The organism is Pseudomonas sp. CCNWLW23 (genome assembly GCF_037095675.1).
Lineage (GTDB): Bacteria > Pseudomonadota > Gammaproteobacteria > Pseudomonadales > Pseudomonadaceae > Aquipseudomonas > Aquipseudomonas atacamensis.
In genome coordinates this window covers 79,467-94,934 of record NZ_JBAWKM010000021.1, presented here as the reverse complement: position 1 = coordinate 94,934, position 15,468 = coordinate 79,467, and the positions used below count along the sequence as shown (strand labels likewise).

Sequence of the window (15,468 nt, the reverse complement as noted above, 5' to 3'; positions counted from 1 at the left end):
GCCGTGAGCAAAGAACCCGATCGCCTATTCGCCCAGCCTTTGGCCCAGGTGCCTGACTTCGCCTTCAATGAAGACGTGGTGCGGGTGTTCCCGGACATGATCAAGCGCTCGGTGCCGGGTTACCCGACCATCGTCGAAAACCTCGGCGTGCTCGCGGCGCAGTTCGCCCAGCCGAACAGCGTGCTCTACGACCTCGGCTCGTCGCTCGGCGCAGTCACGCAAGCCCTGCGCCGTCATGTGCGCACCGACGGTTGCCGGGTGATCGCTGTGGATAACTCGGCGGCGATGGTCGAGCGTTGCCGGGAATACCTCAACGGTCAGGATTCGATGTTTCAGGAATTGCTGCCAGTCGAGGTGATCGAGGGCGATATCCTCGCGCTGGAGTTTCAACCGGCCTCGGTGGTGGCGCTGAACTTCACCCTGCAATTCATCGCCCCGGACCAGCGCACCGCGTTGCTCTCGCGCATTCGCCAATCGTTGTTGCCCGGCGGCGCGCTGATTCTCTCGGAGAAGCTGCGCTTCAACGATGCCGAAGAGCACGCGCTGCTCACCGATCTGCACGTGGCGTTCAAACGCGCCAACGGCTACAGCGAACTGGAAATCGCCCAGAAGCGCAGCGCCATCGAAAACGTCATGAAGCCCGACAGCCTCGAAGAACACCGCGAACGCCTGCTGGCCGCCGGGTTCTCGAAAGTCGTGCCGTGGTTCCAGTGTCTTAACTTTGCCTCGTTGATTGCCTTGCCATGATTGATCTGTCTCCCCTCGCCCGCCGTCTGGCCGGTACTCCGCTGGCCGAATGGGCCAACACCCTGCAAGCGCAACTCGACAAGAAAATGGAGAAAGGCCACGGCGATCTGGAGCGCTGGCAAAGTGCGCTGGACGCCTTGCCGAAGATCCAGCCAAGCGAAATCGACCTGCTCAACGGCCTGAAACTCGACACCGATTGCGACGACGACACCCGCGCACAGATGCGCACCGCGCTGATGGGCCTCTCGCCATGGCGCAAAGGGCCGTTCGATCTGTTCGGTGTGCATGTCGACACCGAATGGCGCTCGGACTGGAAGTGGTCGCGGGTCTCCCCACACCTCGACCTGAAGGGCAAACGCATTCTCGATGTCGGCTGCGGCAACGGCTACTACATGTGGCGCATGCTCGGCGCCGGTGCCGACAGCGTGATCGGGGTCGACCCGAACTGGCTGTTCTTCTGCCAGTTCCAGGCCGTGCAACGTTACCTGTCCGAGCCGAATGCCTGGCACCTGCCGTTCCCGTTCGAAGACCTGCCGCCGAATCTGGAAGGCTTTGACACGGTTTTTTCCATGGGCGTCTTCTATCACCGTCGCTCGCCAATCGAGCATTTGCTGGCGCTGAAGGATTGCCTGGTCAAGGGTGGGGAACTGGTGCTGGAAACCCTGGTGGTCGAAGGCGACAAGCACCAAGTGCTGGTGCCGGAAGATCGCTACGCGCAGATGCGCAACGTGTGGTTTTTGCCGTCGGTGCCGGCGCTGGAATTGTGGCTGCGCAGAGCCGGGTTCAGCGATATTCGTTGTGTGGATGTCAGTACCACGACGGTGGAGGAACAGCGCGGGACGGAGTGGATGAAGTATCAGTCGCTGAGTGATTTTCTGGATCCTGAGGATCACAGCAAAACCGTTGAAGGGCTGCCGGCGCCGATGCGGGCGGTTATCGTCGCCAGGAAGTAAGCGTATTTTCCCATGACCGCGGTGGGCCTACCCCCTCACCAGCCCTCTCCCCAGGGAGAGGGAGCTGATTATTGAGCTTTTCAAAACTTGCGTCCGACTCGGTATTTCAGGTCGGCGGATTTGGTCCATCCAACTCGGTCGGTCCCCTCTCCCTCTGGGAGAGGGTTAGGGTGAGGGGCTTTTGGTGCGTCTGGCGCGGAAAAACTCGGTCAGCACCGCACCACATTCTTCAGCCAGCACCCCGCCCTCATACAACACCCGGTGATTCAAAAAGCCCTGGGTAAAAAACTGTCCCTGACTCTGCACAATCCCGGCCTTGGGTTCCAGCGCGCCATACACCACCCGCGCCACTCGCGAATGCACGATCAGCCCGGCGCACATGCTGCACGGTTCCAGCGTCACATACAGCGTGCTGCCCGGCAGGCGATAGTTATCCACCGCCTGCGCGGCGGCGCGGATCGCGACCATTTCCGCATGGGCACTCGGGTCGCTGGTGCTGATTGGGCAATTGAAGCCGCGACCGATGATCGCGCCATCCTGCACCAGCACCGCGCCCACCGGCACCTCACCGAGGGCGGCGCCCTGTGCGGCGAGGGTCAGGGCTTCGCGCATGAAGTCGCGGTCGCGGCTGCGGTCGATGATCGCCGCCGGGCGGATCTGGCGCATCATTTCACCTCGATCGCGGCCATCAGGCCGGTTTCCATGTGGTCGATGACATGGCAGTGGAACATCCATACCCCCGGGTTATCTGCCACCAGCGCCACTTGCGCACGCTCGTTCTTGCCCAGCAGATAGGTGTCGGTGAAATACGGAATGACTTTGTGCCGGTTCGACGCGATCACCTTGAAGCTCATGCCGTGCAGGTGGATCGGGTGCTGGTACTGGGTCATGTTCTTCAATTCGAAAATATAGCTCTGACCCAGTTTCAGGCTGGCAATCGGTCGGTCAGCACAGGTCTTGTCGGTGATGTCCCAGGCCTTGCCGTTGATCTGCCACAGGCTCGGCGGTTTGCCGTTTTCGGTGTTCACCGAGACCGAGCCGACCCATTCGAAATTGAAGTTGAGTTTCTCCGCATTGGCCAGATCCGGCTCGGCCACCGGGTTGGCCGGCAGGGCTTTCGGCCAGTCCGTCGGCGCGTCGGTGTTGGCGACTGAACGTAGCGTGCCCAGACGCACCGGGCCGTTACGCAGCGACAACTCTTCACCCGCCGCCGGCGCCTTGATCGCCAGGCAAATGCGCATGCCGGGGCCGAGCCAGTATTCCTTGCCCAACGGGCGGGGCTCGACCGGGTTGCCATCGAGTGCGTAGATCTTCGCTTCGACACCGGGGATGTTGATGCGATAGGTCAGGGTGTTGTCGAGGTTAAGCAGACGCACCCGGGTGATCTGCCCGGCCGGCAGATCAATCACCGGCAACGGCACACCATTGATCGTCGACAGGCGCCCGGCGGTACCGCCACGGGCCGCTTCGCGGGGGATGCTGAACTCGACGAACTGGCCTTGCTCGTCAATGTGCCAGTTCTTCAGGCTCAGGGTTTTCTCATACTTGAACCCGGTCGGCTCGCGTTCTTCGATGATCAGCGGCCCGACCAGCCCGCGCCCCAGTTCCTCGCTGCTGCTGACATGCGGGTGATACCAGTAGCTGCCGGCGTCCGGCACGCGGAATTTGTAGTCGAAGTATTCGCCCGGCAATACCGGCAGTTGCGACACATAAGGCACGCCGTCCATTTCCAGCGGCAGGCGGATGCCGTGCCAGTGGATGGTGGTCGCCACCGGCAGGTGATTGATGAAACGCACCCGCAGCCATTCACCCTGGCGTACACGCAACTCGGTGCCCGGCGCCGACGGGCCGAACGCCCAGGCTTCGGTCTTGTGCCCCGGCACCAGCTCGACGTCGAGCGGCGCGGCGATCAGTTCATAGTCGTGGCCGGCCTCGGCGTCGGCCATCTTGCCCAGCCAGTAACGCGACGCGCCTCCCGCGCCCACGCCAACGACAACAAGACCGGCCAGGCCACCGAGGATTTGGCGACGGGTAAAGGACATGAACTCAACTACCTCACGTATCAGCGACGGACCCCGAGGGATCCGCAAAAAGGCGAATACGATACACCCGCAGTTGAGAAACAGTAAGGGCGACCTGCGGCCGCACGTCTTGTCGGCCTTATGCGCGCAGCCCGGTAATCAGGTGCAGCACACCGCCCTCAAGGCACATGATGCCCGACACGCCGGCGATATTCAGGGCCTGACGGTCGACACGGGCCTCGTCATGCAACGTCACGCGCACCCGGGTCAGCGCCAGCGGTTGCTGCGACTTGAGGTTATCCACACCGCCCAGCGCCGCAACAATCTCGGCGCTCAGGCCGGCAATCGGTTCGGCGACGGCTTTCACCTCATCCGGTACCAGATCCGGCGTCAGTGCTTTCCAGAATGCCTGCTGCAATTTGTAGAACATGTTCAATTCTCCATAGCCGGCGAGGCATCGACTTTCGCCCCATGAAACTGCTGCAAGGCTTCTCGGACATCAGTGGCGCTTTCCAGGTTCGATACCTGTTCGGCGATGATTCGACAGTCGGCCAGGTTCACTTCGCGCACCGCCGACTTGATCGCCGGAATCAACGGCACGCTCACCGACAGCTCATCCACACCCAGCCCCAGCAGCAACGGCACCGCAAGGCGTTCAGACGCCATCGCACCGCAGACGCCGACCCATTTGCCGTGGGCATGCGCAGCCTTCACCGTCATCGCGATCAGGCGCAGCACCGAAGGGTGAAAGCTGTCCGCCTGACTGGCCAGACGCGGATGATCGCGGTCCATGGCCAGGGTGTATTGAGTGAGGTCGTTGGTGCCGATGGAGAAAAAGTCCACGTGCGGCGCCAGCACATCGGCCATCAGCGCAGCGGCAGGCACTTCGATCATGATTCCCAGCTTTGGCAGATGCGCCAGGCCCAGCACGCGCGCTTCTTGCTCGAGAATCTGCCGCGCCAGACGCAGTTCGGCCAAATTCGTGACCATCGGCAACATGATGTGCAAACGCGTCAGCTCACAGCAGGCGAGGATTGCGCGGAACTGCTCACGCAACAGTTGCGGTCGCTCAAGGCACAGGCGAATGCCGCGCAAACCAAGGAAGGGATTGGTTTCGCTGTCCATCGGCACGTAGGCCAGCGGTTTGTCGCCACCGACATCGAGGGTGCGCACCACCAGATTGTGTGCCGGCCCGATGGTGCGCGCGATGGCGCTATAAGTGGCCACCTGTTCGTCATGGCTCGGCGCTTGCTGGCGGCCGAGGTAGAGAAACTCCGAACGCAGCAGCCCCACACCATTGGCGCCCAGCTCCATGGCCTGGGCGGTTTCTTCCTGCGAGGCAACGTTGGCGGTGACTTCGATGTGCTGACCGTCACGGGTACAAGCCGCCTCGCTGGCCTGCGCCAGTTCCTGCTGATGACGCTGGCGCTGACGCTCATGCCGCGTGCGCAATTGATCGATGGACTCGGCGTCCGGGTGCAACTGCAATTCGCCTTTGTCGGCATCGAGCAGCACCCGCGTGCCGTTGCCGAGCCCGAGCATTTGCAATGGCATACCGCAGATCGCTGGCAAGCCACAGGCCCGCGCGAGGATCGCAACATGGCTGGTGGCGCCACCGCCGACGGTGGCAAACCCGAGCACTTTGCGCGTATCGAGCCCGGCGGTCTGGGACGGGGTCAGCTGATCGGCGATCAGAATGGTGTCGTCCGGCAACTCCAGCGCTTGCTCCTGAACACCAAGGATCAGCTTCAGCACGCGCTGGCCGACATCATCCAGATCCGCCGCGCGCTCAGCCAGCAAGGCATTGCCCAGCGAGCGAAACATCGCCGCCGTTGCGTCGGTGCTGGTCTTCCAGGCAAACGCCGCGCTGTTGCCCGCGTCGATCAGCGCCCTGGCCTGATCCAGCAGGCTCGGATCGGCCAGCAGTTCCTGATGCGCCTTGAAAATCTCCGCCTGCGCCTGGCCGCTGGCGGTGTCGCGCAGATGTTGCAGGGCCATGTCGGCTTCGATCAGGGCTTGGCTCAACGCCTCCAGTTCGATTGGCGGCTCGGCGCCGAACTCGTTGACCATGAGCGACGCTTCGACGATCTGCATGACTTGTCCCAACGCCGAACCGGGCGAGGCGCAGACACCGCGCAGGATGTTCGGCATTTCTGCTGCATCGGCTTCGACCGGCGCGGGCGCTGTGACCGCTTCGCCGCAGCCTTCGCTCAGCAAGCGTGTCAGCGCATCGACGGCGGCTACGGCATCTTCACCTTCGGCGCTGACCTGCACGCTGTCGCCATGGGCCGTCTGCAACGCCATGATTGCCACCAGGGATTTGCCGTTGGCTTGCGCTTGCAACTTGTGCAGATGAATAGTCGCTGAAAATGCTTTGGCCGCTTGGGCAAATACTGCCGCCGGCCGCGCGTGCAGGCCATTGGGATTGGGCAGGTTGATCGGCTGCGAGAACACCGCGTCGCCCGGCACCGGCGCTGGGTGTTCGCCGACGGCTGCCCCGACGACGACGTCCAGCACTGGCTGGCCCACCTCGACCAACCCGGTTGAGCCAACGAGTGAAGCGAACGGCTCGCCGCTCACCACCAGCATCAAGGTCAACAAACTGCGCGCGTGCAGGGCAATGTAGTCAGCATCGAAGTCGATCAGCGCCTGCCCTGCTTCGACCCGCTGCCCCGCTTCAACGCGGCGGGTGAATCCTTCGCCGGCGAGATTCACCGTGTCCAGGCCGATGTGCATCAACACCTGCACACCCGCATCACTGGTGACGGTGAGCGCGTGCCCGCTGGTTTGCACATCGCTGACCACACCGGCCAACGGTGCGCAGAGCGTTGACGAAGTCGGGTCGATGCACAAACCGTCGCCGATGATCCGCCCGGCAAACACCGGGTCGGGCACCTGGTCCAGCGCCATCAGCACGCCGGATAAAGGAGCCAGCAGCTGCAATTGTTGGGGTGTGGCCATGACATCACCTGAGCTTGTATTGATTGAATGAGCGGTCGCAGCCGCTTTGCTTATTTCCACCAGTATTCAACCTGCAAGCCGACATTGGCGCCGTGCCGTGCGTTGCCGAAGGCGCCCGTGTCGGACAGCGCCGAACCTTTGGCCAACAGGTTGGCGGCACGCTTGGCTGCCTGGTTCCAGCTGGCATAGGTGTAATACAGACGTACTTCGGGCCGCGCCCAGAATTCCGGGCCTTTCGGTGACCAGGTCGGCGCGAAGGTGAACTTGCTCAGCTTGCGCGTGCCGTCCGCCGCCTCGACCTGATCGTGCCCCAGTTCGGTCACCAGTTTGAACTGCTCGCTCAGTGCATAGGCCGGGCGCACACCGAGGGACAGCCAGTTCTGGTCGGCGCCGCCCTGACGAATATCATTCTGATACACCGCCTGGAATTGTCCGCCAAAACGCGGCGTCAGTTGCCAGTCGAAGAACTCGACGATGCGATAGCTCTTGTTGCGGTCATCGAGCCTGACGTTACCGGTATAGCCCAATCCAGTGCCCGGCCCTTCGCCGTATTGCAGCGCCAGTTTGTTCTTGCCACCGAAAAAGTCTTGCTGCACATGCTGGGTGGTGATCGCCCAGCCACGGTGGGCATCGCGGCTGTCGGGCTTGTCGATGTAACTCAGGCCGAACTCCAGTTCACCGCCCGGGTTACTGTTGAAACCGCCGACGTTGAAGTCATGGCGGTTGATGTAATCCTTTTGGTAAAGGTTGTCCTTGCGCGAAAAGGCGTAGCTGTATTTCAGGCCGCCGAGCAACACGTCTTCAATGCCTGCCCCGGTGGCGCTCTGGTTCCAGTAATAGAAATCGGAAATATGGATGTCGTTACGTTTGTAGTAACGCCGCCCTGCCCACAGCGAGCCGCCGTTGAGCGCGGGCATCGCCGACCATTGCGCGTAAGCCTGAGGCAAACGAATCGAGCCGTTGTCTTCCTTGAACGTCAGGCTGCGGTCGTAGCGGTTATACAGCGAGGCCATGCCGTCGACGCTCAGCACCGAGCCGTCGTCGAGGGTGTACAGATCCTGGCGCAGCTCGAGCTCACCGTACTGCTCGCACTCGTTACCGAGGCGATATTTGGTCTGCGCGCCGGGCAACTGGAAACACGACTGGCTGCTGCTGTTGACCGATGTACCAACCCCGCTGCGCAGATAGCCGCCGAACTCCAGCGCATGTGATGACGTAGGCATCGCCAGACAAATCCCCGCGATTGCCAGACTGTAATTTATGGTTGCTCTCATATATGCCACCCGTTGTTTTTATTGTGTGGTTGCAGGAATTCAGCGCGCACAAATCCCCCGCGCAGCGTTCTGCGTGTTTTTTTCAAAGGTTGTTATTCAGTTAAAAAATCAGGGGTCGGTCAGGTGCAGCACGAAGGATTCGTAAGGTCGCAACTGCAGCAAACTCGTGCGCTGCGGGCAGTCCGGGTAATTGCTGATCAACAAGCGCTGCTCCTGGGCTTCGTCGATCAGTGCCGGTAGCTCGACCTCACAGGCGGTGCCATAGAAATTGTTCACCACTAACAAGCGCTCTCCCTTCCCCTCGCGCAGGTACGCCCAGACCTGTGGATGCTCCGGCAACAACTGCCGATAGATGCCATCGGAGATCAACGCTTCAGTGCGGCGCAAGTTGATCAGGCGCCGATAGTGATGCAGCACCGATTCCGGGTCGTGCAGTTGATGCGCGACATTGATCTGTGCAGCATTGGCCGGCACACCGATCCATGGTTCGCTGCGCGTGAAGCCGGCGTTGTGCCCGGCGTGCCAGTGCATCGGCGTGCGCCCGTTGTCGCGGGACTTCTGCATGATCGCCGCCATGTTGTCGAGGTCGCTGGTGCCGGCTTCACGCTTGAGGCGAAAGATATTCAGGGTTTCGACGTCACGGTATTGCTCGATGCTCTCGAACCCCGGATTGGTCATTCCCAATTCTTCGCCCTGATAAACGAAGGGCGTGCCCTGCAGAAAGTGCAGCGCGGTAGCAAGCATCTTCGCCGACAGCTCGCGGTATTCGCCGTCATTGCCGAACCGCGAGACCACGCGTGGCTGATCGTGGTTACACCAGAACAGCGCATTCCAGCCGCCACCCGCCTGCATGCCGGTCTGCCAGTTGGAGAGAATCTGCTTGAGCTGGAGGAAGTCGAAATCGGCGCGGACCCACTTCTGCAAGTTCGGGTAATCGACCTTCAAGTGATGAAAGTTGAAGGTCATCGACAATTCTTTCGACTGCGGATTGGAGTAGCGGATGCAGTGTTCGAGGCGGGTCGAAGACATCTCGCCGACGTTGATCAGCTCATGCCCTTCGAAGACCTCACGGTGCATTTCCTGCAAGTACGTATGCACGTTCGGCCCATCGGTGTAGAAGCGCCGACCATCGCTGTCGTCCTCGGGGAAGTCCGCCGGTTTCGAGATCAGATTGATCACGTCCAGACGAAAGCCACCGACACCCTTGTCGCGCCAGAAGCGCATCATTTTGAATACTTCGTCGCGGACCTTGGGGTTGTCCCAATTGAGGTCGGCCTGAGTGTGGTCGAACAGGTGCAGGTAATACTGGCCGGTCTGCGCTTCGTATTCCCAGGCCGAACCGCCGAACTTGGATTCCCAGTTGTTCGGCTGGTCGCGCCAGATGTAGAAGTCACGGTAAGGATTGTCGAGGCTGCTGCGGGCCTGCTGGAACCAGACGTGCTCGATCGAGGTGTGGTTGACCACGATGTCGAGCATCAGCTTGATCCCGCGTTTGCCCGCTTCGGCGATCAGCAGTTCACAGTCGGCCATGCTGCCGTAACTCGGATCGACCGCGTAGTAGTCGCTGATGTCGTAGCCGTTATCGCGCTGCGGCGAGCGCAGGAACGGCGTGATCCACAGGTAATCGACCCCCAGCCATTGCAGATAATCGAGCTTGGCGACGATGCCGAGCAGATCGCCAGTGGCGTTGCCGGCATGGCTGTGAAAGCTCTTCGGGTAGATCTGGTAGATCACCGAACGTTGCCAGTCTTGCATGGCGGATTTCCTCTTGAATTTTGGAGCCGTGTAGTAGCTGCCGAAGGCGGCGATCTTTTGATTTTGAAAGGCAAGATCAAAAGATCGCAGCCTCCGGCAGCTCCTACAGTTTGATTTCAGGCAACCCGGTAACCCGGACGGACGATCTTCATGCTCAGCACGCAGGTCAGGGCAAACGGCACGAGCATGGCGATCAGCATCCCGATGACGAACATCGGGATGAACTGCGGAACGATCGAGATGAAGCCGGGCAGGCCACCGACGCCGATGGCCGAGGCCTGGATCTTGTTCAGCGAGAGGAACATGCAGCCCAGCGCCGAACCGGCCAGCGCGGCGTAAAACGGAAACTTGTAGCGCAGGTTGACGCCGAACATCGCCGGCTCGGTGATGCCGAAATACGCAGAAATCGCCGAGGTCGAGGCCATGCTCTTGTCCCGCGCATTGCGCGTCATCCAGAACACCGCCAGGGCCGCACTGCCCTGCGCCAGATTGGACATGACAATCATCGGCCAGATGAAGGTGCCGCCCTGGCTCGAAATCAATTGCAGGTCCACGGCGAGGAACATGTGGTGCATGCCGGTGATCACCAGCGGCGCATACAACAGGCCGAAAATCAGACCGCCCACCAGCGGCGCCAGATCGAACAGCATCACCAGCCCTTCGGTGATGTAGATGCCGATATGCCGGGTCACCGGGCCGATGATCGCCAACGCCAGCACGCCAGTGACAACGATGGTGGTGATCGGCACCACCAGCAACTGCACCGCGTTGGGCACGCGTGCGCGCAACCATTTTTCGATCACGCTCATTACGTACGCCGCCAGCAGGATCGGCAGGATCTGCCCTTGGTAACCGACCTTTTCCACCTGGAACAGGCCGAGGATGTCGAAGTACGGCAGTTGCTGCCCGTCCAGCCCGGCCACGGCCTTGCCGTAATTCCAGGCGTTGAGCAGATCCGGGTGCACCAGCATCAGACCGAGGACGATGCCGAGGATTTCGCTGCCGCCGAAACGCTTGGCTGCCGACCAGCCCACCAGCGCCGGAAGGAACACGAACGAGGTGTTGGCCATCAGATTGATCAGGCTCCACAACCCGTCGAGGTTGGGATAGGCATCGAGCAGGGTCTGGCCCTCGATGAACATGCCCTTGGCGCCGAGCAGGTTGTTGATGCCCATCAACAGGCCGGCAATGATCAGCGCCGGCAGGATCGGCATGAACACATCGGAAAACACCCGCACCAGCCGCTGCATGGCGTTGATCTTCTCGGCGCTTTTCTGTTTAACGTCGGCGATGGTCGACGCCGCAAGGCCTGTCTGCTGGCGCAGTTCGGCATAAACCTTTTCAACATCACCCGGGCCGATGACCACTTGATACAACCCGCCGGTGAAGAACGAACCCTTGACCAGATCGACGCCATTGAGCGCGGCCACATTCACCAGCGCGGGGTTCTTCAGCGCCAGGCGCAAACGCGTGACGCAATGCGCCGCCTGCTCGATGTTGTCACGGCCACCGAGGCTTTCCAGCAGCTCCTTGGCGATGTTCGGATAGTCATGGCTCATGCTTGTTCTTCCGTCGTGGATTGTTGTTATTGGCAGCACGCCGAAACGAAAAATACTCGTCTGTACGAGTTAATGCAACAACTCGTCTGTACGAGTTTGCATCCGTGGATGAACGTCAGAAAAACGCGGATTCTTCCTACTCTGACCTAAGATGTTTTCCTTCGTCCGCATGGACAAACCCCTACCCTGCCCTTAAGGTTCGGGGTTTTGAGCACCGTCGGCACAGAGTCCAGCCATGAGCAAATACAACCAGATCTACAGCGATTTGCTTGCCAGTATCACCACCCAGCGCCTGGAGCGCGGCGCCCGGCTGCCTTCCGAAACCGAACTGATGGACACCTATCAGGCCAGCCGTGGCACGGTGCGCAAGGCCATCGACCAGTTGCAGGAGCGCGGTTTCGCTCAGAAGATTCACGGCAAAGGCGCGTTCGTGCTGTCGACCAACCCGATCGAATTCCAGCTCGGCGGCATCGTCAGCTTCCAGGAGACCCACCCGCGACTGGGCAACGACGTCAGCACCGAAGTGGTCGAGATGTGTCAGGTGCCGCTTGAAGGTGCATTGCTTGAACATATCAATGCCGAACCCGGCAGCCCGATCACCCGGATCAAACGGGTGCGGCGCATCGACGGCAAACGCGTCATCCTCGACATCAACCACTTCGTCAGCGAGGTGATTCCCGACCTGTCCGCTGACATTGCCGAACATTCGATCTACGCCCATATCGAACAGACCCTGCAACTGCAGATCGCCTACGCCCAGCGCACCATCGAAGCCGTACCGTCCAGCAAGGACGACCAACAACACCTGGACCTCGACGGCCAGAGCCATGTCATCGTGGTCAGCAACCAGACCTTCCTGCAGGACGGCCGCCAGTTCGAGTACACCGAATCGCGGCATACGCTGGACAAGTTCTATTTTTCGGATGTGGCGCGGCGCTGAGGCGATATCTTTCGATACGCAACACGCAATAGCCGAGTAACACCCTCCCCTTGAGCACATCGGTCATCTTCCGCCTTTGTGTCTCAAGGATGAACACCCGCATGACCGCTCCCGAACGTCGTCTGCTGCCAAACGCAGCGGACAAAACCGCCCTCAAAGCCATCGCCACGACCATTGTGCAGAACTGCCCAAGTCTGCTCGATGCGGCCCGGCAAGTTGCGATCGAACTGCTGACCGACAAAGGGCTATCCGGCCTCGATCCCGACCAGGTTTATTTCCATCGATTCAAAACGGCGCAAAGCAGCGCGCTGACCTTTACCGGTTGGGAACACTTGCTGGAAAAGCCTTATGAAACGCTCACCCTCACGCAGTTGGTGATCCATCGCTTTCGTGCGACCGATCAAGACAACGCAGATTTGCTGGGCCTTTACTGTGGCTTCTACTCGGATGGCCCGGACGCGGAGAATTTCAATCAGGACAACGAAGTGCGACTGCTTGGCAGCGATGTGCTGAAGGCATTCTGGGCCGTTGATTTCAGCACGCGTTACAGCGATCAATTGGCCAAATTCTGGCAAACCTCGTCGGAAGATTTCCGCGCCATGGCCAAGTGCAGTTTCCTCAGTCAGGCGGTGCAGGCGCTGCAACAGGGGGACGTTGACGGCAATGATTTTCAACGCATCGTCAGCTCGCTGATCGGCCCCGTTACCTGGCCGGTAACCCTGCAAATGCTCCGATCGACGTACCCGGTCGGCGCGCAGGTGCGCACGCTGGATCTGGACGGTCACGTCGCCACCAACGTGCTGCGTCTGGTCGAAGACAGTGGCCGGCAGACCCTTTACCTGCCGGGACAAGCCCAGGCCTTTCGGCTGATGGACACTGCGGCGGATCTGCACTGGTGGTTGCTCGAACAGATGAATTCAGAGCAGAAACGCCCTTTGTTTCTCAAGCACTTCTCGCTGGCTGACAGCAATCACATCACTGAGAACCTCACTGATCTGATGAACCGTTTGGTGAGCACCTGGGGCCACAGCGATCACCGGATGATCAACCGCAGCAACATTGCGATCAGCGGTGACGCCTTCACGTGGTTAAGCGATTCGACTCGCGCGGGCATGGCTGCCGAGGCCCATCTGGTGCTCACGTCCAACAGTGACCTGCGCAAGAAACTCTGGACCGGGTATCTGAGCGCCGGGCTGAAAGTGTTCGGCCCGATGGCGGCCGTGGGCTGGCCGGTGGCTTTGCCCTTGATCGGCGCCGGCGTCGCGAACATGGGGCTGAACATCGATCAGGCGATCAACGGCATTACGGCGACCGAACGTAGAGCCGGGGTGATCGGTGCGGTGCTCAGCGCGATCGAAACCGTATTCAATGTGCCGTTCCTGATCGGCACCGGCGCGCAACTGGAAGTTCGACCACAGGTCGAGTATGCCGAGGCTGAAGAGATGCGCGGTCTGGTCGAACTTGCCTCGGCTGACACGCGATTATTGCCCCCTGTGTATCCGCCACCCGTCACAGCCGCTGAAGAAGCAAGCAGCGAGTTGGCAAACGAGATACCCAGCGGGGCGACATTCGTCGACGTCACTGAGCCCTTGAATACGCCTGCTACACGGCAAGGTTCGACATTTCCACAAGTACCTGCCAGCTATCGATGCAACGAGTTACTGGCGCAACATTCCGTAGAGGCGACGCCGGGGAAATACGAAGGCATTTACCGCCTCGACAACGAGCCCGGTCATGCCATCGAAATGGATGGCGATGCCTATTACGTGCGCTACTTCGCCGACTCGCAGGACAGCGGCAACTGGGCAATCATCGATCCCGAGCGCCCCAACCAGTTCGCTTATTCGTTGCCGGTCCGCCTGGGAAGCGCTGGCAAGTGGGAGCGCATGCCTGCGCTGCGGCTGCGCGGAGGCGGCCAATGCGTGGGCAAGGCGTGTGCGCCGGAGACAGATTTGAGCCCTTCTGAGGCAACACCATCGGTGGATCTGCCACGCGTCGAACCGCTTCCAGGCGTTCCGTGCCCGCTGCGCCTGGTTACGGCGCTCAAAGATATTTCAGAGATGGAAAAACCCGGAATGAGGAGATGGGCAATGAACTTGCCCAACGCTTCTGCCGAGTCAACAAGCGCTGGACGCCGTTATTTACTGGCTACCGATCGTTACCAGGCGCATTTCAGCGAACAACGAACAGCACTGCTGAACAACGCCGGAGAATTCTTTCGAGAGCTGAAATGGACAAATCTGCCGGGACGGCCGCTCATTCCGCAAATCGATCCCTTGATGCAAACCGAAGAGCTGATAGAGCTGATGTTTGCCAATACCGATGGACTGGCGGTCGGAGAAACCCTCGATCGCATCGCCAGCATGCGCTTCATGATCGAGAACATGCCAACGTTCGCGCGGCATATCAGAACGCTCTACGTGCGTGGATTGCTGAGTGATTTCGCCCAAGAGGACCTCAACCATTTCTACCTCTCTGGAGACATGTCAGAGGACCTCACTACCTATTTGTCCAGCCTGGGTACCGACCCTGAGAACCGGTTCAACATGCTCGAATTGATCACGTCTGCCCAAGCCAATGGCGTCCGCGTCCATGGACTGGACGCGGCACAAACCTGCACGCTGAAAGTCCCACTCACTTCGATCGAAGAGCAGATGATCAAGACCCGCCTGGCAACGCAGATCATGGAGCGTGACAAGCTCCTCAACAGACCCGGCAAGTGGGTGGCTCTGGTCGATGCCACGAACGCCAATACCTTCAGGGACCTGCCAGGCATAAGCGAACTCAGGGGCGGTATCGGTTTGCGCATCGAAGAAGTCTGGCCCGACGAGGCAGCCGACGTCAGGATTGACCCGGGCGTGGAAGTCGCTCGCGGTCCGTTTCACAACGGGGCGACGACAAGCAACGCCTTCGACCCTCTGTTCGCTGACCTGCGATTGCAGGTCAAGGCCCCCGTGCCGCCATGGAATGACGCTACGCTGGAAAAGCTTCTGCATCGCAATGGCATGTTCGTGATACGAAAAACAGAACCCGGCACATACACACTCGTGCGGCGCAACAGCGCCAGCAACATCGTGCAAACAAGGGTGCATTGCACCGCAGATGGCCGGTTTTATATCTGGGACCAGTCGATGCGCCGCATCACCGGCATGATATTCCGCGACATCGCCGCAGTAGCCGAGCGCCTGATTGAGCTCGGTATGACCCTGCAAAGTCGTTTACCCGCCTGACCTGTTTGCAGGGGCCTGAAACGAAAAA

11 protein-coding genes are annotated in these 15,468 nt (G+C 60.4%); 4 read left to right on the top strand and 7 right to left on the bottom strand.

Going from position 1 to position 15,468, the window contains the following annotated elements; genetic code table 11:
* The first annotated feature begins 3 nt into the window (after positions 1-3).
* On the top strand, positions 4-747 hold the full coding sequence (cmoA, locus tag V8J63_RS22920) for a carboxy-S-adenosyl-L-methionine synthase CmoA (RefSeq protein WP_016773355.1): 744 nt from the start codon (positions 4-6) through the stop codon (positions 745-747).
* The gene (gene cmoB, locus V8J63_RS22915) at positions 744-1,700 is read left to right on the top strand and encodes a tRNA 5-methoxyuridine(34)/uridine 5-oxyacetic acid(34) synthase CmoB (RefSeq protein WP_336464663.1); all 957 of its coding nucleotides are present in this window, start codon (positions 744-746) and stop codon (positions 1,698-1,700) included. The genes cmoA and cmoB overlap by 4 nt, the downstream gene beginning before the upstream one ends.
* Positions 1,701-1,865: 165 nt before the next feature.
* On the opposite strand, the gene tadA is transcribed toward cmoB, so the two are convergent.
* The 7 genes from tadA to treP all read right to left on the bottom strand — a co-directional run bounded on the left by tadA (position 1,866) and on the right by treP (position 11,270).
* Positions 1,866-2,366, bottom strand: coding sequence for a tRNA adenosine(34) deaminase TadA (gene tadA / locus V8J63_RS22910; protein WP_016773353.1), 501 nt, complete (start codon positions 2,364-2,366; stop codon positions 1,866-1,868).
* On the bottom strand, positions 2,366-3,742 hold the full coding sequence (locus V8J63_RS22905) for a multicopper oxidase family protein (RefSeq protein WP_024014196.1): 1,377 nt from the start codon (positions 3,740-3,742) through the stop codon (positions 2,366-2,368). Before V8J63_RS22905 ends, tadA begins: the two co-directional genes overlap by 1 nt.
* A gap of 118 nt (positions 3,743-3,860) precedes the next feature.
* Positions 3,861-4,151 (bottom strand): PTS transporter subunit EIIB, encoded by a 291-nt coding sequence (locus tag V8J63_RS22900; RefSeq protein WP_336464662.1) that lies wholly within the window; start codon positions 4,149-4,151, stop codon positions 3,861-3,863.
* Between the two features lie 2 nt (positions 4,152-4,153).
* Positions 4,154-6,682, bottom strand: coding sequence for a phosphoenolpyruvate--protein phosphotransferase (gene ptsP / locus V8J63_RS22895; RefSeq protein WP_336464661.1), 2,529 nt, complete (start codon positions 6,680-6,682; stop codon positions 4,154-4,156).
* A gap of 50 nt (positions 6,683-6,732) precedes the next feature.
* The gene (locus tag V8J63_RS22890) at positions 6,733-7,956 is read right to left on the bottom strand and encodes a maltoporin (RefSeq protein WP_336464660.1); all 1,224 of its coding nucleotides are present in this window, start codon (positions 7,954-7,956) and stop codon (positions 6,733-6,735) included.
* 108 nt (positions 7,957-8,064) lie between these two features.
* Positions 8,065-9,711, bottom strand: coding sequence for an alpha,alpha-phosphotrehalase (gene treC, locus V8J63_RS22885; RefSeq protein ID WP_336464659.1), 1,647 nt, complete (start codon positions 9,709-9,711; stop codon positions 8,065-8,067).
* 116 nt (positions 9,712-9,827) lie between these two features.
* Entirely contained in the window at positions 9,828-11,270 is a 1,443-nt protein-coding gene (treP, locus tag V8J63_RS22880; protein ID WP_024014201.1) for a PTS system trehalose-specific EIIBC component, read from the bottom strand.
* 235 nt (positions 11,271-11,505) lie between these two features.
* On the opposite strand from treP, the gene treR reads away from it, so the two are divergent.
* Positions 11,506-12,210 carry a trehalose operon repressor gene (gene treR, locus V8J63_RS22875; RefSeq protein WP_130888242.1) on the top strand — a complete coding sequence of 235 codons (705 nt, stop codon included), beginning with the start codon at positions 11,506-11,508 and terminating at the stop codon, positions 12,208-12,210.
* Between the two features lie 101 nt (positions 12,211-12,311).
* A complete protein-coding gene (locus V8J63_RS22870; RefSeq protein WP_336464658.1) occupies positions 12,312-15,440 on the top strand; it encodes a membrane-targeted effector domain-containing toxin in 3,129 nt (1,042 codons plus the stop codon).
* Positions 15,441-15,468: the final 28 nt, after the last annotated feature.